Source organism: Pseudomonas lini (assembly GCF_964063345.1).
In the GTDB taxonomy this organism is placed as follows: Bacteria; Pseudomonadota; Gammaproteobacteria; order Pseudomonadales; family Pseudomonadaceae; genus Aquipseudomonas; species Aquipseudomonas lini_B.
Genome location: NZ_OZ061318.1, coordinates 5,083,623 through 5,106,305 on the forward strand (window position 1 = coordinate 5,083,623; position 22,683 = coordinate 5,106,305).

At 59.2% G+C, this 22,683-nt stretch carries 27 protein-coding genes; 14 read left to right on the top strand and 13 right to left on the bottom strand.

The genetic code is table 11. From position 1 onward, the window contains the following. Positions 1–38: 38 nt before the first annotated feature. Together AB3226_RS23005 and AB3226_RS23010 are read left to right on the top strand one after the other, a co-directional pair. On the top strand, positions 39–524 hold the full coding sequence (locus tag AB3226_RS23005) for a chemotaxis protein CheW (RefSeq protein ID WP_007894224.1): 486 nt from the start codon (positions 39–41) through the stop codon (positions 522–524). Next, positions 525–917, top strand: coding sequence for a DUF2802 domain-containing protein (locus tag AB3226_RS23010; RefSeq protein WP_367374747.1), 393 nt, complete (start codon positions 525–527; stop codon positions 915–917). It begins immediately after the preceding gene. A 129-nt stretch (positions 918–1,046) separates the two neighbouring features. On the opposite strand, the gene AB3226_RS23015 is transcribed toward AB3226_RS23010, so the two are convergent. Continuing rightward, a complete protein-coding gene (locus tag AB3226_RS23015) occupies positions 1,047–1,376 on the bottom strand; it encodes an EscU/YscU/HrcU family type III secretion system export apparatus switch protein (protein ID WP_367374748.1) in 330 nt (109 codons plus the stop codon). Further along, positions 1,373–2,947 carry a flagellar hook-length control protein FliK gene (locus AB3226_RS23020; protein ID WP_367374749.1) on the bottom strand — a complete coding sequence of 525 codons (1,575 nt, stop codon included), beginning with the start codon at positions 2,945–2,947 and terminating at the stop codon, positions 1,373–1,375. The genes AB3226_RS23015 and AB3226_RS23020 overlap by 4 nt, the downstream gene beginning before the upstream one ends. Before the next feature lie 197 nt (positions 2,948–3,144). On the opposite strand from AB3226_RS23020, the gene ccmA reads away from it, so the two are divergent. The 10 genes from ccmA (at position 3,145) to AB3226_RS23070 (ending at position 10,523) form a co-directional block, all read left to right on the top strand. Then, positions 3,145–3,780, top strand: coding sequence for a cytochrome c biogenesis heme-transporting ATPase CcmA (gene ccmA / locus AB3226_RS23025; protein WP_367374750.1), 636 nt, complete (start codon positions 3,145–3,147; stop codon positions 3,778–3,780). Next, a complete protein-coding gene (gene ccmB, locus AB3226_RS23030) occupies positions 3,777–4,445 on the top strand; it encodes a heme exporter protein CcmB (protein WP_008072659.1) in 669 nt (222 codons plus the stop codon). Before ccmA ends, ccmB begins: the two co-directional genes overlap by 4 nt. 76 nt (positions 4,446–4,521) lie before the next feature. Then, positions 4,522–5,277 carry a heme ABC transporter permease gene (locus tag AB3226_RS23035; protein WP_123720715.1) on the top strand — a complete coding sequence of 252 codons (756 nt, stop codon included), beginning with the start codon at positions 4,522–4,524 and terminating at the stop codon, positions 5,275–5,277. After that, entirely contained in the window at positions 5,274–5,450 is a 177-nt protein-coding gene (gene ccmD / locus AB3226_RS23040) for a heme exporter protein CcmD (protein ID WP_123360189.1), read from the top strand. Before AB3226_RS23035 ends, ccmD begins: the two co-directional genes overlap by 4 nt. Then, complete coding sequence (gene ccmE, locus AB3226_RS23045) at positions 5,447–5,902, top strand: cytochrome c maturation protein CcmE (RefSeq protein ID WP_367374751.1); 456 nt, start codon at positions 5,447–5,449, stop codon at positions 5,900–5,902. The genes ccmD and ccmE overlap by 4 nt, the downstream gene beginning before the upstream one ends. A gap of 3 nt (positions 5,903–5,905) precedes the next feature. Further along, complete coding sequence (locus tag AB3226_RS23050; protein ID WP_367374752.1) at positions 5,906–7,909, top strand: heme lyase CcmF/NrfE family subunit; 2,004 nt, start codon at positions 5,906–5,908, stop codon at positions 7,907–7,909. Further along, positions 7,906–8,442, top strand: a complete 537-nt coding sequence (locus AB3226_RS23055; RefSeq protein WP_367374753.1) for a DsbE family thiol:disulfide interchange protein — start codon at positions 7,906–7,908, stop codon at positions 8,440–8,442. The genes AB3226_RS23050 and AB3226_RS23055 overlap by 4 nt, the downstream gene beginning before the upstream one ends. Next, positions 8,439–8,912 (top strand): cytochrome c-type biogenesis protein, encoded by a 474-nt coding sequence (locus AB3226_RS23060; protein WP_007894247.1) that lies wholly within the window; start codon positions 8,439–8,441, stop codon positions 8,910–8,912. Before AB3226_RS23055 ends, AB3226_RS23060 begins: the two co-directional genes overlap by 4 nt. Beyond that, a complete protein-coding gene (gene ccmI / locus AB3226_RS23065) occupies positions 8,905–10,107 on the top strand; it encodes a c-type cytochrome biogenesis protein CcmI (RefSeq protein WP_367374754.1) in 1,203 nt (400 codons plus the stop codon). Before AB3226_RS23060 ends, ccmI begins: the two co-directional genes overlap by 8 nt. A gap of 14 nt (positions 10,108–10,121) precedes the next feature. Next, positions 10,122–10,523, top strand: a complete 402-nt coding sequence (locus tag AB3226_RS23070) for a hypothetical protein (protein ID WP_123360183.1) — start codon at positions 10,122–10,124, stop codon at positions 10,521–10,523. 56 nt (positions 10,524–10,579) lie between these two features. Here the strand turns inward: AB3226_RS23070 and AB3226_RS23075 are convergent, their stop codons facing one another. Both AB3226_RS23075 and AB3226_RS23080 read right to left on the bottom strand, forming a co-directional pair. Next, a complete protein-coding gene (locus AB3226_RS23075; RefSeq protein ID WP_367374755.1) occupies positions 10,580–11,155 on the bottom strand; it encodes a PIN domain-containing protein in 576 nt (191 codons plus the stop codon). Next, the gene (locus AB3226_RS23080) at positions 11,152–11,619 is read right to left on the bottom strand and encodes a helix-turn-helix domain-containing protein (protein WP_367374756.1); all 468 of its coding nucleotides are present in this window, start codon (positions 11,617–11,619) and stop codon (positions 11,152–11,154) included. Before AB3226_RS23080 ends, AB3226_RS23075 begins: the two co-directional genes overlap by 4 nt. Before the next feature lie 223 nt (positions 11,620–11,842). On the opposite strand from AB3226_RS23080, the gene AB3226_RS23085 reads away from it, so the two are divergent. Continuing rightward, the gene (locus tag AB3226_RS23085; protein ID WP_367374757.1) at positions 11,843–12,055 is read left to right on the top strand and encodes a type II toxin-antitoxin system HicA family toxin; all 213 of its coding nucleotides are present in this window, start codon (positions 11,843–11,845) and stop codon (positions 12,053–12,055) included. Then, positions 12,055–12,459: a type II toxin-antitoxin system HicB family antitoxin gene (locus AB3226_RS23090; RefSeq protein ID WP_367374758.1), complete on the top strand. Its 405-nt coding sequence runs from the start codon at positions 12,055–12,057 to the stop codon at positions 12,457–12,459. The genes AB3226_RS23085 and AB3226_RS23090 overlap by 1 nt, the downstream gene beginning before the upstream one ends. A gap of 100 nt (positions 12,460–12,559) precedes the next feature. Here AB3226_RS23090 and AB3226_RS23095 read toward each other — a convergent pair whose 3' ends face one another. From AB3226_RS23095 to hyi, 9 genes are all read right to left on the bottom strand, one after another. Continuing rightward, complete coding sequence (locus AB3226_RS23095) at positions 12,560–13,765, bottom strand: MFS transporter (RefSeq protein WP_367374759.1); 1,206 nt, start codon at positions 13,763–13,765, stop codon at positions 12,560–12,562. A gap of 276 nt (positions 13,766–14,041) precedes the next feature. Continuing rightward, entirely contained in the window at positions 14,042–14,767 is a 726-nt protein-coding gene (locus tag AB3226_RS23100; RefSeq protein WP_367374760.1) for a hypothetical protein, read from the bottom strand. 124 nt (positions 14,768–14,891) lie between these two features. Beyond that, positions 14,892–15,887, bottom strand: coding sequence for a sulfate ABC transporter substrate-binding protein (locus AB3226_RS23105; protein ID WP_367374761.1), 996 nt, complete (start codon positions 15,885–15,887; stop codon positions 14,892–14,894). 106 nt (positions 15,888–15,993) lie between these two features. After that, complete coding sequence (locus AB3226_RS23110; protein WP_367374762.1) at positions 15,994–16,818, bottom strand: ion transporter; 825 nt, start codon at positions 16,816–16,818, stop codon at positions 15,994–15,996. 21 nt (positions 16,819–16,839) lie between these two features. Beyond that, complete coding sequence (locus AB3226_RS23115) at positions 16,840–17,754, bottom strand: urea transporter (protein ID WP_367374763.1); 915 nt, start codon at positions 17,752–17,754, stop codon at positions 16,840–16,842. 138 nt (positions 17,755–17,892) lie between these two features. Next, positions 17,893–19,308 (bottom strand): pyruvate kinase, encoded by a 1,416-nt coding sequence (gene pyk, locus AB3226_RS23120; RefSeq protein WP_367374764.1) that lies wholly within the window; start codon positions 19,306–19,308, stop codon positions 17,893–17,895. After that, positions 19,298–20,578 carry a glycerate kinase gene (locus tag AB3226_RS23125; protein ID WP_367374765.1) on the bottom strand — a complete coding sequence of 427 codons (1,281 nt, stop codon included), beginning with the start codon at positions 20,576–20,578 and terminating at the stop codon, positions 19,298–19,300. The genes pyk and AB3226_RS23125 overlap by 11 nt, the downstream gene beginning before the upstream one ends. Before the next feature lie 174 nt (positions 20,579–20,752). After that, positions 20,753–21,643 (bottom strand): 2-hydroxy-3-oxopropionate reductase, encoded by an 891-nt coding sequence (locus AB3226_RS23130; protein ID WP_367374766.1) that lies wholly within the window; start codon positions 21,641–21,643, stop codon positions 20,753–20,755. A gap of 211 nt (positions 21,644–21,854) precedes the next feature. Next, positions 21,855–22,637, bottom strand: a complete 783-nt coding sequence (hyi, locus tag AB3226_RS23135; RefSeq protein ID WP_367374767.1) for a hydroxypyruvate isomerase — start codon at positions 22,635–22,637, stop codon at positions 21,855–21,857. Positions 22,638–22,683 lie beyond the last annotated feature (46 nt).

The following is a 22,683-nucleotide window of genomic DNA, read 5'->3' on the forward strand; positions in this document are numbered from 1 at the left end:
ACACACCGCTAGAAGCGGTTTTTCGAGGGGTCAGGGGTATGAGTAATCAAGCGACGAATGCAAAAGGTTCTGAAGATCCGATCCTGCAATGGGTAACCTTCAAGCTGGACAATGAAACCTACGGCATCAACGTGATGCGCGTTCAGGAAGTCCTGCGCTACACCGAAATCGCCCCGGTCCCGGGTGCTCCGAGCTACGTGCTGGGCATCATCAACCTGCGCGGTAACGTGGTCACCGTGATCGACACCCGTCAGCGCTTCGGCCTGATGAATGCCGAGATCAGCGACAACACCCGTATCGTCATCATCGAAGCCGACAAGCAAGTGGTCGGGATCATGGTCGACAGCGTGGCTGAAGTGGTTTACCTGCGTCAGTCGGAAATCGAGACCGCGCCGAACGTCGGTAACGAAGAGTCCGCCAAGTTCATTCAGGGCGTATGCAACAAGAACAACGAACTGCTGATCCTGGTCGAGCTGGACAAGATGATGAGCGAAGAAGAATGGTCGGAACTGGAGAGTATCTGATTGATTCTTGAGGTAGCTGTCATTGTCCTGTTCCTCTTCTGGGCAGGCACGCTGGCGATGTTCCTGGCATACATCCGCGCTCAACGGCAGATCGCCGCGCAACAGGCCCAGGGCGATGCGTTGCGCGATCAGCGCATCAAGGACCTGGCCAAACGCGTCGACGACTACCAGAACGGCAACGTGCGCATGGGTGAAGACCTGCACGAACTGCGTGCCGTCGTCGGCCCGTTGCCGGACAAACTGGCTCAGCTGGAACAGCGTGATCCGTCGAGCCTTTCATTCGCTCAGGCAGCCCGCCTGGTGGGGATGGGGGCCAGCGTCGACGAACTGACTCAGTCTTGCGGGTTGACCCAGGCTGAGGCGGAGTTGATGAGTAAGTTGCACAAGAACTGATTTTTGCGATCTGGTTCAGATCGCTATCGCGGGCAAGCCCGCTCCCACAGGATTAGCGGCGCTCACACATTTTGTGTCCACCCCAATCCTTGTGGGAGCGGGCTTGCCCGCGATGGCGTCCTCAAAACCTCAGTAGTCATCCCCTCGATCGGTGACATCCTTCTCCACCATCACCGTTTCCGAATCATGCCCCGCCGGAAACTTGCCCTTCAAATTCCACGCAAACGCAATGATCTCGGCAATCGTGCGATACAACTCCTCCGGAATACTCTCTCCCAATTCCATCCGCGCCAGCAGTTTCACCAGTTCGGCGTTTTCGTAGATCGGCACTTCGTAATCGCGGGCAATCCTCAGAATTTCTTCAGCCAGTTCTTCGTCGCCCTTGGCGGTGAGGGTAGGGGCGTGGCTGCCGTCGTATTTGAGGGCGATAGCCTGGCGCGGTGCGATGGATTCGTTCATGCGGTTTCGTCGACCCAGCGTTGTTCGAGACGGGTTTGAGGGCCTTGTGGCGGTGTGCCGAGGTGGCAATCCAGATCACCGACGTTCAGGCCTGACGTCAGCAAGCGTTCGCGCAGCCCAGCCAGATTGCTTTCGATCAGGCTTGCGGTGTACGGCCGTTCGGCCCACAGCTGACTGGAGAGGCTGCCTTTGATCAGTTGGGCCTGAATCTGCAACGGCCCTAACGGTTCCATATCGAACGCCAGATCGACTCGCCACAACTGTTGCTTGGGTTCGCGTTCGTCGCGGCGCTCGTGAGGTTGTTCTTTCTCGGGCGCTTCTTCGCGCTGGAATTTGACCTGCAACGGCACGATGTCCTGCAGGTTGCGCATGGGGATTTCCAGTTGCCAGGTGCTGAGCAGGCGACCATCGTCGGTGACGCCGGTCTGTTCCAGGCTCGACAGTTGATGGCTTTGCAGGCGCGAGACGGCCGCCGCTGCCAGGCGCAGCAAATGTTCCAGGTCGCCTTCACCGTCCTGACTTTGCAGCAGACGCTCGGGGAGCGGGAAACTGGTCGGCAATGGTTTGGCGCTGACCTGGCCGAGCATACCGAGGGCGCTACGCACGAAACTCGGCAGCGCATGGGCCAAGCTGTTGGCGGCAATGATCGCGTTGAGATTGGTGTTGGCCGGCAGGTTCGGCGTCAGTTGTGCGATCAGCTTGAGCAGGTCGCCTTTCATGTCAGGCATCAGCGTCGGGTTTTGGCCGGTCAGCAGTTTCGCTTCAAGGAACAGGCCGCTATTGGCCAACGCCTGGGCCAGGCCTCTGGGCGTGCTCAGTTGCTGGACGTCTGGAAGGCCGGCGAGCAATTTGTCCACGGTGGCGCGCAGGTCGCTGGAGGTCTGATCCGACGGCGGCAGGTTTTGCAGGACTTTGATCAAGCCATCCAGAGAGCCCTGGCGACTTTGCTGGCTGACCAGTTGTTGGGTCACCGCCAACTGTTCCTGACGGCTGCTCAATGGCACGAATTTCAGGGTCTGGGTGTCCTGTACCAAGGCGCTCAGCAAGGTGCCGATGCGCAGTGGCGTCGGGCTGTCGATGCTCAGCGTGCTGCCGCTCAGCGCGGTGTTGAGCAGGCTCACCATCGAGCGAAACACCGTCGGCTGGCCCGGCACCTGCGGCATTACCTGAGAGGTCAGTACTTTGCCTTGCAGCAAGGTGCCGACCGGCAGTTGCGCCGTGTCGATGCGGGTGAGGGTCGCGACGCTGGAGGCGATGGCCTGTTGCACCGTGACCGCCAGGTTGCCCGCCGATGGCTGGGTGATTGCCAGGCTGGTGCCTTGGGGCAACGGTTGAGTGCTGGTGGCCTGAACCGTGGTCTGGCGGCCGCTGTCGAGGGTGACCTTGAGCAACAGTTGAAAGGTCTGATCCGTCTGCTTGAGCGACAGCACTTCAGCCTTGGCGGTTTGCCCGACGGAGATCAGGCCTTCCATCGGCGTCAGCAGCTTGAGTAGCTCACCACTCACCACCAGCGGCCGCGAAGTCGCGGGCGTGGTCTGCGGCAGCGCAAGGATGTTCATTTCGCCTGTCATACGCGGTCACAACCTGTGGAAATTGCGCTCTTTAGAGTCGGGCATGGCATGTATAATGCCGCCCCGTTGCACCTGGGCGCTAAAAACATTGCAATTGATTGACGCAGCTCTCTAAAACGGGCCGCCAATGCATCTATCCTGCATCTCTTTAGCGGCCGCTCCACTGCCGACTTGAACCGCAAAAGGCCCGTGATCTCTTGACCAGTCCTGTCCTGCAAACCGTTGCCCTTGCCTGTGAGCGAGACCTTCGGCTGCTCTTCGAAAATCTCGAGTTGAGACTGGCCAGTGGCGAAATGTTGCAAATCAGCGGCCCCAACGGCAGTGGCAAGACCAGTCTTTTACGTTTGCTATGCGGTTTGATGCAACCGACCGCCGGTCAAGTATTACTAAACGGCCAGCCACTGCACGAGCAACGCAGCGAACTGGCGCGCAACCTGCTGTGGATCGGCCATGCTGCCGGGATCAAGGATCTACTGACGCCGGAAGAGAATCTGAGTTGGCTCTGCGCCCTGCATCAACCGGCCTCTCATGAAGCGATCTGGCAGGCGCTGACGGCTGTGGGGCTGCGCGGTTTTGAGGATGTTCCCTGTCACACGCTCTCCGCCGGGCAACAACGCCGAGTCGCGTTGGCGCGCTTGTATCTGGACAGCCCGCCGCTTTGGATCCTCGATGAGCCGTTCACCGCGCTCGACAAACAAGGCGTGGCGCAACTCGAAGAACACTTGGCTGCGCATTGCGAGCGAGGCGGCATGGTGGTGCTGACCACTCACCACACGCTGACCCGGATGCCGGCAGGCTATCGCGACATTGATTTGGGGAACTGGGCCGTATGAGTGTTTTCGGCCTGTTGGTCGCCCGCGAGGCACGTTTGCTGTTCCGTCGTCCTGCCGAATTGGCGAATCCGCTGGTGTTCTTCGCCATCGTCGTCTCTTTGTTCCCATTGGCGGTCGGCGCCGGGCCTCAATTGTTGCAAACCTTGTCCCCGGGGCTGGTCTGGGTGGCAGCGCTTTTATCGGTCTTGCTCTCGCTGGATGGGCTTTTCCGCAGTGATTTCGAAGACGGGTCGCTTGAGCAGTGGGTCCTTTCGCCGCACCCCCTGCCTATTCTGGTTTTGGCCAAGGTGCTGGCACACTGGGCCTTTTCCGGCCTTGCGCTGGTTTTGCTCGCACCCTTGCTGGCGTTGATGCTTGGTTTGCCTGCCGCCTGTCTGCCGGTGTTGCTGCTTTCTTTATTGCTGGGTACACCGGTGCTGAGCCTGCTCGGTGCGGTGGGCGCGGCGTTGACGGTAGGATTGAAGCGCGGTGGCCTGTTACTGGCGCTGTTGATTCTGCCGCTGTACATCCCGGTGTTGATTCTCGGCAGTGGCGCCTTGCAGGCGGCATTGCAGGGCATGCCGGCGACCGGTTATCTCTTGTGGCTTGGTAGCCTGACCGCCCTGGCGATAACCCTGACACCTTTTGCAATAGCTGCTGGCCTGAAGATCAGCGTCGGCGAATAATGAGGTCTGATCAAAATTTGATCAGTAAAGACCCTGGCTGTTCGTGATGGCGAACGGCAACCGTGATGGAAACAGTATGAACTGGACGTGGTTTCACAAGCTCGGCTCGCCCAAATGGTTCTACGGCATCAGCGGCAAACTGCTGCCGTGGCTGAGCGTCGCGGCGTTGCTGCTGATCAGCATCGGTGTGGTTTGGGGGTTGGCCTTCGCGCCGCCGGACTACCAGCAAGGCAACAGCTTTCGGATCATCTATATCCACGTCCCGGCCGCCATGCTGGCGCAGTCCATCTACGTGATGCTGGCCGTGTGCGGCATCGTCGGGCTGGTCTGGAAGATGAAACTGGCCGACGTCGCCCTGCAATGCGCCGCACCGATCGGTGCCTGGATGACCGCCGTGGCGCTGGTCACCGGCGCGATCTGGGGCAAACCGACCTGGGGCTCGTGGTGGGTCTGGGATGCGCGACTTACGTCCATGCTTATTCTGCTGTTTCTGTACTTCGGTCTTATTGCGCTGGGCAACGCCATCAGCAATCGTGACAGCGCCGCCAAGGCCTGTGCGGTACTGGCGATCGTCGGCGTGATCAACATCCCGATCATCAAATACTCGGTGGAGTGGTGGAACACCCTGCACCAGGGCGCGACCTTCACCCTCACCGAAAAACCGGCGATGCCTGCCGAGATGTGGCTGCCACTGCTGCTGACGGCGCTGGGTTTCTACTGTTTCTTCGGCGCGGTGCTGTTGCTGCGCATGCGTCTTGAAGTGCTCAAGCGCGAAGCCCGGGCGAGCTGGGTGAAAACCGAAGTGCAGAACAGTCTGGAGGTCGCTCGATGAGTTTCGCTTCATTCGGCGACTTTCTCGCCATGGGCCATCACGGTCTGTATGTCTGGTCAGCCTATGGCATTAGCCTGGCGGTGCTGGCCCTCAACGTGGCGGTGCCGATCCTGGCCCGCAAGCGGTATCTGCAACAAGAGGCGCGTCGTCTGCGCCGGGAGAACGGCAAGTGAATCCGCTGCGTAAAAAGCGTCTTATGATCATTCTCGCAATCCTGGTCGGTGTCGGTGCTGCCGTCGGCCTGGCCCTGAGTGCCCTGCAGCAGAACATCAATCTGTTTTACACCCCGACCCAGATCGCCAACGGCGAAGCGCCGCAAGACACGCGTATCCGCGCGGGTGGCATGGTCGAGAAAGGTTCGCTGCAACGTTCCGGCGATTCCCTGGACGTGAAATTCATCGTTACCGACTTCAATAAATCCGTGACCATCAGTTATCGCGGGATCCTGCCGGATCTGTTCCGCGAAGGGCAGGGCATCGTCGCCCTGGGCAAGCTCAACGCTGAAGGCGTGGTGGTGGCCGACGAAGTGCTGGCCAAGCACGATGAAAAGTACATGCCGCCGGAAGTGACCAAGGCCCTGAAAGACAGCGGTCAGTCGGCACCCACTCCCGCGAAAGAGGGCTAACTGATGACTTCCTCACTTTATAGTTCAGGGCTGTTCATCCCTGAATTGGGCCACTTGGCGATGATCCTCGCGCTGTGTTTCGCGCTGGTTCAGGCCGTAGTGCCGTTGCTCGGTGCCTGGCGCGGCGACCGTTTGTGGATGAGCCTGGCCCAGCCGGCCGCTTGGGGGCAGTTCGCGTTTCTGCTGTTCGCTTTCGGTTGCCTGACGTATGCCTTTATGGCTGACGACTTCTCCGTCGCTTACGTGGCCAGCAACTCCAACAGCGCCTTGCCGTGGTACTACAAATTCAGCGCCGTCTGGGGCGCTCACGAAGGTTCGTTGCTGCTGTGGGCACTGATCCTCGGCGGCTGGACCTTCGCGGTATCGGTGTTCTCCCGGCAATTGCCGCAAGTGATGCTGGCTCGCGTATTGGCTGTGATGGGCATGATCAGCACGGGTTTCCTGCTGTTCCTGATCCTGACGTCTAACCCTTTCGCCCGAATCCTGCCGCAGATGCCGACGGATGGTCGCGACCTCAATCCACTCCTGCAAGACATCGGCCTGATCGTTCACCCGCCGATGCTGTACATGGGCTATGTCGGTTTCTCTGTAGCGTTTGCCTTCGCCATTGCCGCGCTGCTGGGCGGTCGTCTTGATGCGGCGTGGGCACGTTGGTCGCGTCCGTGGACAATCGTGGCTTGGGCCTTCCTCGGTATCGGTATTACGTTGGGCTCCTGGTGGGCCTACTACGAACTCGGCTGGGGCGGCTGGTGGTTCTGGGATCCGGTCGAAAACGCATCCTTCATGCCTTGGCTGGTGGGCACGGCACTGATTCACTCGTTGGCGGTCACGGAAAAGCGTGGCGTGTTCAAGAGCTGGACGGTGTTGCTGGCCATCGCTGCGTTCTCGTTGAGTTTGCTCGGGACCTTCCTTGTGCGATCCGGCGTGCTGACCTCGGTTCACGCCTTTGCGTCGGACCCTGAACGCGGTGTGTTCATCCTGATCTTCCTGCTGTTTGTGGTCGGTGGTTCGCTGACGCTGTTCGCCCTGCGCGCTCCGGTGGTCAAGAGCCACGTCGGCTTCAACCTCTGGTCCCGGGAAACCCTGCTGCTGGGCAATAACCTGGTGCTGGTGGTGGCCGCTTCGATGATCCTGCTCGGCACCTTGTATCCATTGATCCTCGACGCGATGACCGGCGCCAAGCTGTCGGTCGGCCCGCCGTACTTCAACGCGCTGTTCATTCCATTGATGGCGATACTGATGGTAGTGATGGCCGTCGGCATGCTGGTGCGCTGGAAAGACACCCCGGTCAAATGGCTGATGAGCATGTTGACGCCGGTGTTGCTCGGCAGCGCTGCGCTGGCCGTCGTGGCGGGTGTCGCTTACGGCGATTTCAATTGGGCAGTGCTGGCGACATTCATGCTGGCTGCCTGGGTGTTGCTGGCCGGTGTGCGGGATATCTTCGACAAGACACGTCACAAGGGCTTGATCAAAGGTCTGCCGACCCTGACCCGCAGCTATTGGGGCATGCAAATCGCGCATTTGGGCATTGCCGTGTGCGCGCTGGGTGTCGTGTTGTCGAGCCAGAACAGTGCCGAGCGTGATCTGCGCCTGGCACCGGGTGAGTCCATGAGCCTGGCCGGTTATCAATTTGTGTTCGAAGGCGCCAAGCACTTCGAAGGGCCGAACTTCACCTCCGACAAGGGCACCGTACGGGTGATCCGCGATGGCAAGGAAATCAGCGTGCTGCACCCGGAAAAACGCCTGTACACCGTGCAGAACTCGGTGATGACCGAAGCCGGGATCGACGCCGGTTTCACCCGTGATCTTTACGTCGCTCTGGGCGAGCCGCTGGGCGAGGGCGCCTGGGCGGTCCGCGTGCACGTCAAACCGTTCGTGCGCTGGATCTGGTTCGGCGGTCTGCTCACCGGTTTGGGTGGGTTGCTGGCGGCGCTGGATCGCCGTTATCGGGTCAAGGTGAAAAGCCGTGTGCGTGAAGCGCTCGGCATGACGGGAGCCACTGCATGAGACGTTGGTTGATGCTGTTGCCACTGGCGATTTTTCTGGTGGTCGCTGTTTTTCTGTATCGGGGTCTGTACCTGGACCCGGCTGAACTGCCTTCGGCAATGATCAACAAACCGTTCCCGGAGTTTTCGCTGCCCTCGGTGCAGGGCGACAAAACCCTGACCAAAGCGGACATTCTGGGTAAACCGGCATTGGTCAACGTCTGGGGCACCTGGTGCATTTCCTGCCGGGTCGAGCACCCGGTGCTGAACAAGCTGGCCGAGAAGGGCGTGGTGATTTATGGCATCAACTACAAGGACGTCAACGCCGATGCCTTGAAGTGGCTGGCCGAGTTCCACAACCCGTATAAACTGGACATCCGTGACGATGCCGGCACCCTGGGCCTGAACCTCGGCGTGTACGGTGCACCGGAAACCTTCTTCATTGACGCCAAGGGCATCATCCGCGACAAATTCGTCGGCGTGATCGACGAACAAGTCTGGCGTGAAAAACTGGCGGCCAAGTATCAGGCGCTGGTCGATGAGGCCAAACCATGAAGCGCTGGATCGCCGCCGCCGTGTTGGGCTTGAGCATGGCCGGTGTGGCCCATGCGGCCATCGACACCTATGAGTTCGCCAAAGAAGGCGACCGCGAGCGTTTCCGCGAACTGACCAAAGAGCTGCGTTGCCCCAAGTGCCAGAATCAGGACATCGCCGATTCCAATGCACCGATCGCCGCCGACCTGCGCAAAGAGATTTTTCGCATGCTCGGCGAGGGCAAGGACAACCAGCAGATCATCGATTTCATGGTCGACCGCTACGGTGATTTCGTCCGCTACAAACCTGCCCTCAATGCCAAAACCGCACTGCTCTGGTTCGGCCCCGCCGGCCTGTTGCTGGGCGGTTTTGTGATCATCGCCGTGATCGTCCGCCGTCGTCGCGTGCAACGCACTGACAGCCCGGACACGCTTTCTGCCGAGGAGCGCGAGCGCCTCGACCACCTGTTGGATAAAACCAAGAATGATTGATTTCTGGCTCGCTGCAGGCCTGCTGCTCCTGGTTGCCCTGAGTTTTCTGCTGATCCCCGTTCTGCGTGGGCGCCGCGCTCAGCTTGAAGAGGACCGCACGGCACTGAACGTCGCGCTTTATCAGGAGCGCGTGGCTGAGTTGCAGACTCAGCAGGAAGAGGGCGTGCTCAACACCGAGCAAATGGACTCCGGCCGTGCCGAAGCCGCCCGTGAACTGCTCGCCGACACCGAAGGCGTCGAGGCACCGCGCGTGTCGCGTCTGGGCAAGCCGTTGCCATTGCTGGCGGCGATTCTGGTGCCGGTGCTGGGCCTTGGGCTGTACCTGCATTTCGGCGCCAGCGACAAAGTCGAGTTGACCCGCGAGTTCGCTCAGGCGCCGCAGTCGATGGAAGAGATGACCCGTCGCCTGGAACGTGCGGTTGCCGCCCAACCGGATTCGGCCGAAGGCCTGTACTTCCTCGGCCGCACCTACATGGCTCAGGACCGTCCGGCTGATGCAGCGAAGATCTTCGAACGGACTGTTACCCTGGCCGGTCGTCAGCCGGAACTGCTCGGGCAATGGGCCCAGGCGCAATATTTCGCCGATGGCAAGAAGTGGTCGGACAAGGTTCAGGCGCTGACCGACGAAGCGTTGAAAGCTGATCCGAAAGAAGTCACCAGCCTCGGTCTGCTGGGCATCGCGGCGTTTGAAAGTGAGCGTTACCAGGACGCCATCGACTACTGGAATCGCCTGCTGGCGCAACTGCCGCCGGATGATAAATCCCGCGTCGCGCTGCAAGGCGGCATTACTCGGGCCGCCGAGAAACTCGAAGCCAGCGGTGGCAAGGTTGCCCAAGCGCCTGCGGCCAAAGCTGCAGCACTGCTCAAAGTGCAAGTCGATCTGGCGCCAGAGCTGAAAGCCAAGGTCCAGCCGGGTGACAGCGTGTTCATCTTCGCCCGCGCCATCTCCGGTCCACCCGCGCCGCTGGCCGCCAAGCGTCTGACAGTCGCCGACTTGCCGGCGACTGTGGAACTGGGTGATGCCGACGCCATGATGCCGCAGTTGAAACTGTCGAACTTCCCTGAAGTCCAACTGGTTGCGCGCATCTCCCGCGCTGGCCAACCGACTGCCGGCGAATGGATCGGTCGCAGCCAACCCTTGGCCAGCAGCACCACCGCGCAACAAAAACTGATCATCGACAGCCCGGATAAATAACAGGAAGCACCACCATGACCGCCATCGCTCGTATCACTCTGCTCAGTATGGTTTTGGGGTTAAGCGCCTGTGCGGTCCAGCAGCCCGAGCCCACACGGCTGCCGCCAATCCCGCCTTCGCAGCCGAGCACCAAACCGGCTCCAACGACACCGAGCAAACCGAGTACGCCGGTCAAACCGTCCAAGCCGATTCCACGCACCTCCGCCAGCTTCGCCCCGCCACCGGGTGGCAATAGTCATTGGGATGCGAAACTCGGCGTTTACGTTCTCGATGATCAAACCAACACCTTCTACCGCCAGCGCACCTACTACCGCTGGAACAACGGCTGGAGTCGCTCGATCAGCCCCAACGGGCCGTGGGAAGAGACAGATATCCATGGCGTGCCGGGTGGGTTGGGCAGGCAATTCGGGCAGTGAATGGAAACGGCGATCTGAGGATCGCCGTTTTGCTTTTTGGGGTTTGTGATAGGCGATTAAAGAATCGCTCGATAGTGGGTCAACGCCTTGCTCGACTGAATCAGGCCTTGACGAAAGAGCAGATCAAGATAGGTGCCGACATCCATTGGCGGCATCTTTAGCTGTTTGCGTTGCCGTTGTGCTGCCGCAACAACCGCTGCCGGGTCCAGGTCAAAGAGGTTATCGACGAATTCGTCAGGATGCTGCGCCTCGATGCCAAAAGAACCGAGTGCTTCATCGGGAAAGTCTTTCTGATTAAAGGTCACGATGACACTGGCGTTGCAGCGTATGGCGGCAGCCAGAACATGGCGGTCGTCGATGTCGGGCAGTGTGAGCCCTTCGATCAGCTTTTCGTAACCGGATACGCAAGCATCGGGTATGGCCTGATCCATCAAGTCGGACGTGCGATCCAATTGCTCTGTTGTCAGGTCCGGGCGGTTTTTCAGCAGATTGCGCTTCCATTCGTTGTGTATCTCCAGTGACCATCGCGCCCTGAAACGTCCGGAGAGCGCGAGCCACATCAGAAAGTCCCTCAAGGGGGCGGGGTACAAAACACATGCGTCATATACAGCGGTAAAAGGGGAGTGCCTCACTCGTATCCTGTCCTTAACGCTTGTGCTTGCTCGGCGAGAAGCGTCATTGCTTGCTCGCTGGCGGTGTCGCGCCGGTTCTTATAGTCCATCAAATCGGCAAAGCGCACACGTCGGTGCTTGCCGGTTTTGTGGTAGGACAACTCGCCGGACTCCAGCAGTTTGATCAGGTGCGGGCGTGAGACATTGAGCAAGTCCGCCGCTTCCTGGGTGGTCAGTTCCGCGTGAACCGGGACGACCTTTACCGCATTGCCTTCTGCCAATGCTGCCAGGATGTCGAGCAGCAATCGCAGGGCTGAAGTGGGCAGTTCGACGCTGTGAGCTTCATTCTGCTCGTCGAAAATCTGGATGCGTTGAGTTTCGAATTGAGTCGCGAGATAGGCCGCGAGGGCACGCTGGCCTTCAATAGCGGCCTGAACTTCGCGCGCCATGGGCAGGTTGATCGGTGGGTGGATGACTAGGGACATGATGAAATTCCTACATTCTGAGTAGCGATGCTGAAAGGCTATTCGAATCAAACGAAAATCGCAATAAACGAAACCAAGGCTTGTTTATGACTCTTTTGCCAGCAACGGTAATCGGCAAAATCAACACCCTGTAAAACAACCGAGCGTCGTGATCCGGATTTTTGTGCTTGAGTAAATATAACTCTAGAGTTATTTTTGTTGGGCCGGAGCAAGGAGGCTGGTGGTGCAGAGCAGGTTATTGATCAAGGAACTGATAGAGGCGGGCTGGACACTGGACCGGGTCACCGGCAGTCATCACATCTTCACTCACCGTTATAGCCCTTACACGATACCCGTCCCTCATCCGAAGAAGGATTTGCCGGTCGGGACGGTTAAAAGCATCAGGAGGCGAGCCGGGCTCTATTGCCCGGGAGCCAGTTTGGCAGGAGATCCATAATGCAATACCCAATCTGTATCGAATGGGGCGACGAGAACACCGCCATCGGTATTCAGATCCCCGATATTCCCGGTGCCGTAACGGCCGGGGATACGTTTGAAGATGCTTACAACGCGGCGGTCGAAATTGCCCACATCATGCTGCAAGAGATCATGGCAGGCGGGGAGTCAATTCCGATGCCGACCTCAGCGGCTGTGCACCGCGAGAATCCGGAATTTGCCAACATGGGTTGGGGGATGCTGGAACTCGACATCTCGCCGTATCTGGGCAAGACCGAGAAGGTCAACGTGACGCTGCCTGGCTACGTGATCCAGCGCATTGACCGCTATGTGCGAGAGCACAATGTCAAAAGCCGCTCCTCCTTTCTCGCGGATGCGGCGATGGAGAAGCTGGTTCGGCATTGAGTGGTATCAGTGGAATCGCCTTCGCGGGCAAGCCTCACACCTATAGGGATAATGCAAGACGTGTAGGAGCGAGGCTATTGCCCGCGAAGCTTTTAGCGCCCTAAGCCGTCGCCAGTGCAGGCCTCTGCGAAACACTCAAAAACCGCAACAACGCCAACAACGGAAACGCACTACCCACAATCACGATCCACAACCAGCCACCATGCTCATACACCGCGCTGGCCACCGAAGATCCAAACGCGCCGCCGATGAAGATGCTGGTCATGTACAGCGCATTCAGACGGCCGCGGCTTTTAGCGTCGAGGGTGTAGACCGCTCGTTGGCCGAGGACCATGTTCATTTGCACGCAGAAATCCAGCACCACCCCCGTCACCGCCAGGCCGATAACGCTGTAGGCCGGGTGGATGAAGGCGGGCAGGAAGCTCAGGCTGGCGAATAGCAGGGACAGCAGCGAGGCGATGCGGGTATGGCCGGCATCCGCCAGTCGACCGGCGATGGGGGCGGCAATTGCTCCGATGGCGCCAACCAGGGCGAAGATCGCGATCTGGGTTTGCGACAAGCCATGATTACGCGACAGTTCCAGCGGCACTGCAGTCCAGAACAGGCTGAAGGTGGCGAACATGCAGGCTTGATAAAACGCCCGTTGACGCAATACCGGCTGCTGACGCAAGAGCGTCCAGAGCGAACCCAACAACTGGCCATAAGAAGCACTGTGATCAGGCTGGCGCTTGGGAATGGTCAGGGCCAGCACGATGCTGATGGCCGTCATCAACACCGCTGCAATGACGAACATCGCACGCCAGCCGAAGTGGTCGGCTATTACGCTGGATACTGGTCGAGCCAGCAGAATCCCCAGCAGCAAACCACCCATGATGCCGCCGACCACGCGGCCCCGGGATTCTTCCGGCGCCAGGTGGGCGGCCAGTGGGATCAGGATCTGCACCGACACCGAGCTGAATCCCACCAGCAACGAGATCAGCAGAAACACGTTCGGCTGGTCGGTGAACGCCGCGCCCAGCAGACTGGCAATCGCCACCACGGTGGTGATGATCATCAAGCGGCGATTTTCCAGCAGATCACCCAACGGCACCAGGAAGAACAGACCCAGCGCATAACCAATCTGCGTCAGCGAAACGATCAGGCTGGCCATGGTGTCGGTCAGGCCGATGTCCGGTGCGATCAGGCCGATGATCGGCTGGGCGTAGTAGATGTTGGCCACGATGGCGCCGCAGCAGAAGGCGAAGAGCAGCACCATGCCTCGGGTCATTATCGCGGTACCGAGGGGCACCTGAGTCGTTGGGTTCATAACGTGGCTCGCTGAAGAAGAAGGAGTGCGGGGAGGCTAATCGGCGGGCTAGAGCGGCGGAAGAGGGAATAGGGTGATAGTAATCATGCCTCTGAGGAATGATTGAGAGAGGCCGTTCATTTTGACCTTTGAATCGTCGGTCGCGATCGCCGCTTGCTGAAGGTGGGCGTGAAGATCGTGATGTTCGTCATTCAAGGTGCTGACGGAGCGCTCACCGCTCAATCCATCCCGGCGGGCAAGGATGGTGTCACACCGCCGATGTAGGGACTACAGGAATCAAGAACTGCGCTCAGTTGGTTTCAGGATTTCATAAAGCCAGTAGAAAAACGAAAGAATCATTAACACTGTGAGGTAAATGAACACCAAATAATAGTCGGCTACGCGAGATGCCCAGCCAGTGAATTCTTTCGGATGTTCAATATCTGCAGTTTGTTGATCGTTTCCGATACGAACTGCGTATTCATCGATTTTTTCGAGCTCTGAAGGGAACCAGACCCATAGCTTGTAAGTTCCGCCTTGCCTGATTGAAGGGATTTTGTAGCGACGGGTTTGCTCGGCAACACTTACCAGTTCTTTTTTGTCATCTTCTATCATCATCAACCCGTGTTGAGGAAGATCTACGTAGACGTCCTTCGCTACCGCTGAACCTTCATTCTTGATCAGTATGAAAACCATCGTCTGAAACGCATTGACTCCGTTATCGAATGGGGCTGTCCATGGCGTCAGCATATTCGTCCGGATATTTTCGAACAGCTCGCTTTTTTGCTCGAATCCAGCTTCAGGTATAGCTTTGTTTATCAGTGCTGACAGCGTTTCTGAATTTGCCAGGTTTCTAGAATTGCGCATCAATTCTTTGTATTGCGGGGGTACGTATGAAATGTACTTGCTTACTTCGGCGCTCAAGTGCGGGCTTGGGTTCGAAAGAGTGATAAGCAGGCCGGCTACGGCTGTCACGGATGCGATTATTCCAAAAATTATTGCGCTGGTTTTTTCAGCCTTCAACGAGCGTAGTCCTTTTAATATGTTCGTGTTTTTATGTTTCGAGTTGTTGGTGTTTGTAACGGCTGGAAAATTGTAATAGAAAAGGCGACCTCCGAGGTCGCCTTTTTTGTAGGGCTAACAGCTTCTACTGAGCATAAACCTGATCAAAAACCCCACCATCATTGAAGTGAGTCTTCTGCACCGTGCGCCAGTCACCAAAGGTCTTCTCCACCGAAAGGAAATCCACTTTCGGGAAGCGATCGGTGTACTTGGCCAATACCGCCGGATCACGCGGACGCAGGTAGTTGGCCGCCGCAATCTCTTGACCTTCCGGCGACCACAGGTATTTCAAATATTCCTCTGCAGCAGCGCGAGTGCCTTTTTTCTCGACCACTTTGTCGACCACAGACACCGGCGGCTCGGCCTCAGCGGAAACACTCGGGTAAATCACTTCAAACTGATCACGACCAAATTCGCGCGCAATCATTTCCGCTTCGTTTTCGAAGGTCACCAGCACGTCGCCGATCTGGTTGGTCATGAACGTGGTGGTCGCTGCACGGCCGCCGGTATCCAGCACTGGCGCTTGTTTGAACAGTTTGCCGACGAAGGTTTTGGCCTTGTTCTCGTCGCCGCCGTTTTTCAGCACATAACCCCACGCCGAGAGGTAGGTGTAGCGGCCGTTGCCCGAGGTTTTCGGGTTGGGGACGATCACTTGCACGCCGTCCTTGAGCAGGTCTGGCCAGTCTTTCAGGGCTTTCGGGTTGCCTTTGCGCACAATGAACACCGTGGCCGAGGTGAATGGCGCGCTGTTGTTTGGCAGGCGCGTGACCCAGTTGTCCGGGACCAGTTTGCCGTTGTCCGCCAAGGCGTTGATGTCGGTGGCCATGTTCATGGTGATGACGTCAGCCGGCAGGCCATCGATCACTGAGCGCGCCTGCTTGCTGGAGCCGCCGAAGGACATTTGCAGTGTGATGTTTTCGTTGTGCTCGGCTTGCCAGTGTTTCTGGAAGGCAGCGTTGTAGTCCTTGTAGAAGTCTCGCATCACGTCGTAGGAAACGTTAAGCAGGGTCGGTGCAGCCTGAGCCATGCTGCCCAAGGCCAGGCCAGCGGCCAGAAGTGAGGCGCCAAAGAGTTTTTTCACTGCGCATTCCTTGTTTTATCAAACATGTTCGATGGAAAGTGTTGGCAATTTGCCAGCGACTATAGCCGGGCTCGCATAGTCCTTTAAAGATTAAAAAGCACTTTGCTTATTCCAGTTTCTTGAACAGCGCATTGCCACAGCGGGAGCAAAATGCTGCGCCGTGTTCGTGACTGTTTTTCTGACAGGTCGGGCAATCGTGTTGCAATTGTTCGCCGCGCATGGCGTTGGCCAGTTCCGCGGTAAAGATCCCTGTTGGCACGGCGATGATCGAGTAACCAGTGATCATCACCAGCGACGAAACCACCTGACCCAATGGCGTCCTGGGTACGATATCGCCAAAACCCACGGTGGTCAGCGTGACGATAGCCCAATAGATGCCTTTGGGAATGCTGGTGAAACCGTGTTCCGGGCCTTCGATCACGTACATCAGCGTGCCGAACACCGTCACCAGGGTGCTGACGCTGAGCAGAAACACCACGATCTTCTGCTTGCTGCCGCGCAACGCCGTCATCAAATAGTTGGCTTGCTTCAGATACGGGCTGAGCTTGAGCACGCGGAAAATCCGCAGCATCCGAATGATTCGAATGATTAGCAGGTACTGCGCATCGCTGTAATACAGCGCGAGAATGCCAGGCACGATCGCCAGCAAATCCACCAGCCCATAGAAGCTGAACGCGTAGCGCAACGGTTTGGGCGAGCAGTACAGGCGCAGAGCGTATTCGATGGCGAAAACGACGGTGAAGCCCCATTCGATGTACGCCAGTATGTCGGCGTAGTTCTGGTGAACGCTGTCGATACTGTCCAGAATCACGATCACCAGGCTGGCGAGGATGATCAACAGCAGAATGCTGTCGAAGCGGCGGCCGGCCGGGGTATCGGATTGGAAGATGATGACGTAAAGCTCTTCACGCCAGTTTTTACTGCTGTCCATGGAAAACGCCTGAATCGAGAATCAGCGAAGCCTAGGTCGATTCTCCCCGGTAGCGCAAGGCGCGCTGTCTATGGCGGCCTGGCGCAGCATTCGAATGCCTGCGCGAATCAGCCAGCAGGCGAGGATGAAAGGCGCGGTCAATGTGGCCAGGCCGAGTGCGGCGAACCCCGGTGTGAGCAACACTGCCAGCAGGATTGCCAACAATGGCAACCAAGGCTGGCGACGATTTTGGCTGAAGGCGAGGGCGGCGAGCACGCCGTTGTAACCGCTCAAACCCAGCAGCGCGGTTGATGTTTCGTGATGCAGAAGAGCGAAGCCGAGGCCGGCAACGGAGCCGAGCAGCGCCCACAGGAAGGCACGACGGTCAGCGATCAGCAAACCCGTGGCAATCAGAGCGCCGGCCAGCGGATGACCGAGAAACAGCACCTGACCGAGCCCTTTCAATGACGCGGCGAGCAAGTTGAGTGTGGTCATTTCGATCAGCGGTGCGGGTTGCTGGGGAGCGGCAAACGACAGTAGTAGCCAGCTCATCCCGACGAAGGGCGCGGTGTAGGCGGGAAGGCAATGATGATCGCGCGAACGCTTGAGCCATTGCTGGGTGAGCATCGCGCTCAGGCCCCCAGCGGCAATGATCAGCGGTGGCAACAGCGCTGACCATGGGAAATAAAGGCTCAGCAGCAGACCGAGCAGAATACCGTTGTAGCTGAACAGCCCGGCCTGACGATCAGCCTTGGTGTACCCGCGACGTTGCGCGGTGAGCAACCCGGCGACACCTCCCAGCAACGCACCGCCGAGCAGGGCCGGCGCGCTGAATAGAATCGCCAACAGACACAGCAGGCCGCACAGCGGATGGCGCTGGAGAAAGATTTGGCTGAAACCGTTGAGCAGGGCAGTGGCCCAGTCGGGACAGTGGGTGTTGAAGTGGTTGGCGGGCATGATGGGGGCAGTCAGTACAGATCGTTTCCACGCTCTGCGTGGGAATGCCTCAACGGACGCTCTGCGTCTGCTCTTGGGACGCGGAGCGTCCCGGGCTGCATTCCCACGCAGAGCGTGGGAACGATCATTGTGAGGGGGTTAGATTAATGTCTCAATGCGCAACGAATTGGTCGACCCCGGCTGCCCGAACGGCACGCCCGCTGTGATCAACAACGTATCGCCGCGTTGAGCCATGCCCTGTGCCTGCGCAATCTCCAGCGCCGTCGAGCACACTTCATCCACCTGACGCAGCCGATCATTGACCACCGAGTGCACGCCCCACGCCACCGTCAAACGCCGCGCGGTTTGCAAGTTCGGCGTCAGGTTGAGGATCGGCACCGTCGGCCGTTCCCGCGCCGCACGCAGACTCGACGTACCAGACTCGCTGTAGTTCACCAGCACCGCCACCGGCAGCACGTTGCTGATGCGGCGGATCGCGCAGCTGATCGCGTCCGACACCGTGGCCTCGGCTTTCGGGCGGCTCACGTCCAGTTGGGCCTGATAGTCCGGGCCGTTTTCCACCTGACGGATGATCTTGCTCATCATCTGCACGGCTTCCAGCGGGTACTCGCCGGATGCGGTTTCCGCCGACAGCATCACCGCGTCCGCACCTTCGGCCACTGCGTTGGCGACGTCAGTGACTTCGGCGCGGGTCGGGGCGGGGGAGAAACGCATCGACTCCAGCATCTGCGTCGCCACTACTACCGGTTTGCCGAGCTCACGGCAGGTACTGATGATGTTTTTCTGAATCTGCGGCACGCTTTCGGCCGGGACTTCCACGCCCAAGTCGCCGCGAGCGACCATGATCGCATCGCTCATTTCGGCGATTTCCCGCAGTTGCGTCACGGCCGATGGCTTCTCGATCTTCGCCATCAAATACGCCTTGTCGCCGATCAGTGCGCGAGCTTCGCGAATGTCTTCCGGGCGCTGCACGAACGACAGCGCAACCCAATCCACCCCCAGCTCCAGACCGAAGCTCAAATCGCGACGATCCTTGGCGGTCAACGGGCTCAGATCCAGCACCGCTTGCGGCACGTTGACGCCTTTGCGATCCGACAGCTCGCCGCCATTGAGCACCGTGGTGTCGATGGCGTCGGCATACTTGGTCACCACCCGCAGGCGCAGCTTGCCGTCGTCCAGCAGCAGGTCCATGCCTGGCTCCAGCGCTGCGATGATTTCCGGGTGAGGCAGGTTGACCCGGCGCTCGTCGCCCGGCGTCGGGTCCAGGTCCAGACGCAAGGCCTGACCGCGATGCAGCTGCACTTTGCCTTGGGCGAATTTGCCGACCCGCAATTTGGGGCCTTGCAGGTCCATCAGAATCCCCAGCGGGTAATTCAGCTGGCGCTCGACTTCACGAATCCACTGATAGCGCTGGGCGTGGTCGGCATGATCGCCGTGGCTGAAGTTCAGGCGAAAGATATTGACCCCGGCCTGCACCAGCTCACGGATGTCGTCGATTCCGTTGGTGGCCGGGCCAAGGGTGGCGAGGATTTTGACCTTCTTATCAGGCGTCATGTTTAGTGCTCTCGAGAATCAGGATGGCGCGGAAGTCGTTGACGTTGGTGCGGGTCGGCTCGGTGACGATCAGCGCATCCAGCGCGGCGAAATAGCCGTAGCCATTGTTGTTGTCCAGTTCATCGCTGGCGCTCAGGCCGAGGGCGGCGGCGTGTGCGTAACTGCCCGGGCTCATGATGGCGCCGGCGTTATCTTCGGAGCCGTCGATGCCGTCGGTGTCACCCGCCAAGGCGTAGACGCCGGGCAGGCCTTTGAGGCTGTCGGTCAGGCTCAGCAGGAATTCGGCGTTGCGTCCGCCACGGCCATTGCCGCGTACGGTGACGGTGGTTTCGCCGCCGGACAGAATCACGCACGGCGCTGCCAGCGGCTGGCCGTGCTGGACGATCTGCCGCGCAATGCCGGCGTGGACTTTCGCCACGTCCCGGGATTCGCCTTCCAGGTCGCCGAGAATCAATGGGCTGAAACCAGCCTGACGGGCTTTCACCGCTGCCGCTTCCAGCGATTGCTGTGGGCGGGCGATCAACTGGAAATGACTGCGGGCCAGGCTCGGATCGCCAGGTTTGACCGTTTCCGATTCCGGATTTTGCAGCCAGGTGCGCACCGAAGCCGGGACTTCAATGCCATAACGCTTGAGGATCGCCAGCGCTTCGGCCGAGGTGCTCGGGTCGGCCACAGTGGGGCCGGAGGCGATGACCGTGGCAAGGTCGCCCGGTACATCGGAAATCGCATAGGTATAAACCGTGGCCGGCCAGCAGGCTTTGCCCAGACGACCGCCCTTGATTGCCGAGAGGTGCTTGCGCACGCAATTCATCTCGCCGATGGTCGCGCCGGATTTGAGCAGGGCTTTGTTGATCGACTGTTTGTCGGCGAGGGTGATGCCGGCGGCGGGTAATGCCAACAATGCCGATCCACCGCCCGAGAGCAGGAAGATCACGCGGTCGTCTTCGCTCAAGTCGCTGACCAGTTCCAGCACCCGTTTCGCCACGGCCAGACCAGCCGCATCCGGCACCGGGTGCGCGGCTTCGACCACTTCGATTTTTTCGCACGGGGCGCCGTGGCCGTAGCGAGTCACCACCAGGCCGGACACTTCACCCTGCCAGCAGCGCTCGACCACCTGGGCCATGGCCGCTGCGGCTTTACCGGCGCCGATGACGATCACCCGACCGCTGCGATCTTTGGGCAAATGGGCTTCGAGGACGTGCTGCGGATGGGCCGCGTCGATGGCTGTGGCAAACAGCTCGCGCAGCAGTTGTTGCGGATCGACCGACATGGCGGGCTCCCGGGATTCTTGTTATTGGGATAAAGCGAAAGCAGGTGTTGCAACGCGGTCCTGTGGGAGCTGGCTTGCCTGCGATTCAGGCGACGCGGTCTTTCAGGTAGACCGAGTTGATGCCATCGCAGGCAAGCCAGCTCCCACAGGAACCGAGCCAGCTTCAGATCGGTGTTACTTATCGCGAATCGAGAAATTCGCCATGTGTTCCAGGCCTTTGATCAGCGCCGAGTGGTCCCAGTTGCTGCCGCCGATGGCCGCGCAGGTGCTGAACACTTGCTGGGTATTGGCGGTGTTCGGCAGGTTGATGCCCAGTTCGCGAGCGCCGGCCAGGGCCAGGTTCAGGTCCTTCTGGTGCAGGCTGATACGGAAGCCCGGGTCGAAGGTGCCCTTAATCATGCGTTCGCCGTGAACTTCAAGGATCTTCGATGACGCGAAACCGCCCATCAGTGCTTCACGCACCTTGGCCGGATCGGCACCGTTTTTCGAGGCGAACAACAGCGCTTCGGCCACGGCCTGGATGTTCAGGGCGACGATGATCTGGTTCGCCACTTTCGCGGTTTGACCGTCGCCGTTGCCACCGACCAGGGTGATGTTCTTGCCCATGGCCTGGAACAGCGGCAGGGCGCGTTCGAACGCATCGGCATCGCCACCGACCATGATGCTCAAGGTCGCAGCCTTGGCGCCGACTTCACCGCCGGACACTGGTGCGTCGAGGTATTGAGCGCCTTTTTCATTGATCTTGGCAGCGAAGGTTTTAGTGGCGGTCGGCGAGATCGAGCTCATGTCGATCACGACTTTGCCCTTGCTCACGCCCGCCGCAACGCCGTCGGCGCGGAACAGTACGTCATCGACCTGCGGGGTATCCGGAACCATGACGATGATGAATTCGGCTTCCTGGGCCACTTCTTTCGGGTTCGCCAGCGCGACGGCGCCAGCGGCGACCAGATCGGCAGGGGCAGGGTCGTGGTGCGCCGACAGGAACAGGCTGTGACCGGCTTTCTGCAGGTTCAACGCCATTGGGTGGCCCATGATGCCGGTGCCGATAAATCCGATTTTAGCCATGAGAAAATCCTCTTGTTTTTGTGTAGCCAAATAATGTGCGCGTGCCTGAGGGAGACACATCCTGTGGCGAGGGAGCTTGTTCCCGCTGGGTTGCGAAGCGACCCCAAAACAGCCACTGCGGTGTGTCAGGTAGAACTTGCTTGCAGGTTTTACGACTGCTTCGCAGCCGAGCGGGAGCAAGCTCCCTCGCCACAAGGGTTCTGTTTCAACTTCAAATCGCGTTATGGGTTTTCAACCAGCCCAGACCCGCTTCGGTGGTGGTCAGCGGCTTGTATTCGCAGCCAACCCAACCCTGATAACCGATGCGGTCCAGGTGTTCGAACAGGAAGCGGTAATTGATTTCACCGGTGCCCGGTTCGTTGCGCCCTGGGTTGTCGGCCAACTGGATGTGGTTGATCTCGGCCAGGTGCGCAGCCATGGTCCGGGCCAGGTCGCCCTCCATGATTTGCATGTGATAAATGTCATATTGCAGGAACAGGTTGGCGCTGCCGACCTGCTCGCGAATCGACAGGGCTTGCGCCGTGTTGTTCAGGTAGAAGCCCGGGATGTCACGAGTGTTGATCGCTTCCATCACCAGTTTGATGCCCGCCGCTTGCAGCTTGTCGGCCGCGTACTTGAGGTTGGCGACAAAGGTCTTTTCCACGGTGGCATCGTCGACGCCTTGTGGACGAATACCGGCCAGGCAGTTGATCTGGGTATTGCCCAGCACGTTGGCGTAAGCGATGGCCAGATCGACACCGGCGCGGAATTCTTCGACCCGATCCGGCAAGCACGCAATACCACGCTCGCCCTTGGCCCAGTCACCGGCCGGCAGGTTGAACAGCACCTGAGTCAATCCATTGGCATCGAGCCTGGCTTTGATTTCGGCGGAGCTGAAATCGTAGGGGAACAGGTATTCGACACCACTGAAGCCAGCCTTGGCGGCAGCATCGAAACGGGCAAGAAAATCCTGCTCGGTGAACAGCATGGACAGGTTGGCTGCGAAACGCGGCATGGTGGTCTCCCGTATATGTGTGAGGTCCCTTGTGGGAGCGAGCCTG

What these genes read in the sequence shown, in the direction of transcription:
- AB3226_RS23090 (WP_367374758.1), top strand. Translation starts at nt 12,055, where the DNA reads ATGCAATACCCAATCTGTATCGAATGGGGCGACGAGAACACCGCCATC.
- AB3226_RS23070 (WP_123360183.1), top strand. Translation starts at nt 10,122, where the DNA reads ATGACCGCCATCGCTCGTATCACTCTGCTCAGTATGGTTTTGGGGTTA.
- ccmD (WP_123360189.1), top strand. Translation starts at nt 5,274, where the DNA reads ATGAGTTTCGCTTCATTCGGCGACTTTCTCGCCATGGGCCATCACGGT.
- AB3226_RS23020 (WP_367374749.1), bottom strand. Translation starts at nt 2,947, where the DNA reads ATGACAGGCGAAATGAACATCCTTGCGCTGCCGCAGACCACGCCCGCG.
- AB3226_RS23035 (WP_123720715.1), top strand. Translation starts at nt 4,522, where the DNA reads ATGAACTGGACGTGGTTTCACAAGCTCGGCTCGCCCAAATGGTTCTAC.
- AB3226_RS23060 (WP_007894247.1), top strand. Translation starts at nt 8,439, where the DNA reads ATGAAGCGCTGGATCGCCGCCGCCGTGTTGGGCTTGAGCATGGCCGGT.
- AB3226_RS23115 (WP_367374763.1), bottom strand. Translation starts at nt 17,754, where the DNA reads ATGCCCGCCAACCACTTCAACACCCACTGTCCCGACTGGGCCACTGCC.
- AB3226_RS23050 (WP_367374752.1), top strand. Translation starts at nt 5,906, where the DNA reads ATGACTTCCTCACTTTATAGTTCAGGGCTGTTCATCCCTGAATTGGGC.
- AB3226_RS23125 (WP_367374765.1), bottom strand. Translation starts at nt 20,578, where the DNA reads ATGTCGGTCGATCCGCAACAACTGCTGCGCGAGCTGTTTGCCACAGCC.
- AB3226_RS23015 (WP_367374748.1), bottom strand. Translation starts at nt 1,376, where the DNA reads ATGAACGAATCCATCGCACCGCGCCAGGCTATCGCCCTCAAATACGAC.
- AB3226_RS23005 (WP_007894224.1), top strand. Translation starts at nt 39, where the DNA reads ATGAGTAATCAAGCGACGAATGCAAAAGGTTCTGAAGATCCGATCCTG.
- ccmB (WP_008072659.1), top strand. Translation starts at nt 3,777, where the DNA reads ATGAGTGTTTTCGGCCTGTTGGTCGCCCGCGAGGCACGTTTGCTGTTC.
- AB3226_RS23110 (WP_367374762.1), bottom strand. Translation starts at nt 16,818, where the DNA reads ATGGACAGCAGTAAAAACTGGCGTGAAGAGCTTTACGTCATCATCTTC.
- ccmI (WP_367374754.1), top strand. Translation starts at nt 8,905, where the DNA reads ATGATTGATTTCTGGCTCGCTGCAGGCCTGCTGCTCCTGGTTGCCCTG.
- AB3226_RS23130 (WP_367374766.1), bottom strand. Translation starts at nt 21,643, where the DNA reads ATGGCTAAAATCGGATTTATCGGCACCGGCATCATGGGCCACCCAATG.
- AB3226_RS23080 (WP_367374756.1), bottom strand. Translation starts at nt 11,619, where the DNA reads ATGTCCCTAGTCATCCACCCACCGATCAACCTGCCCATGGCGCGCGAA.
- AB3226_RS23095 (WP_367374759.1), bottom strand. Translation starts at nt 13,765, where the DNA reads ATGAACCCAACGACTCAGGTGCCCCTCGGTACCGCGATAATGACCCGA.
- hyi (WP_367374767.1), bottom strand. Translation starts at nt 22,637, where the DNA reads ATGCCGCGTTTCGCAGCCAACCTGTCCATGCTGTTCACCGAGCAGGAT.
- AB3226_RS23055 (WP_367374753.1), top strand. Translation starts at nt 7,906, where the DNA reads ATGAGACGTTGGTTGATGCTGTTGCCACTGGCGATTTTTCTGGTGGTC.
- pyk (WP_367374764.1), bottom strand. Translation starts at nt 19,308, where the DNA reads ATGACGCCTGATAAGAAGGTCAAAATCCTCGCCACCCTTGGCCCGGCC.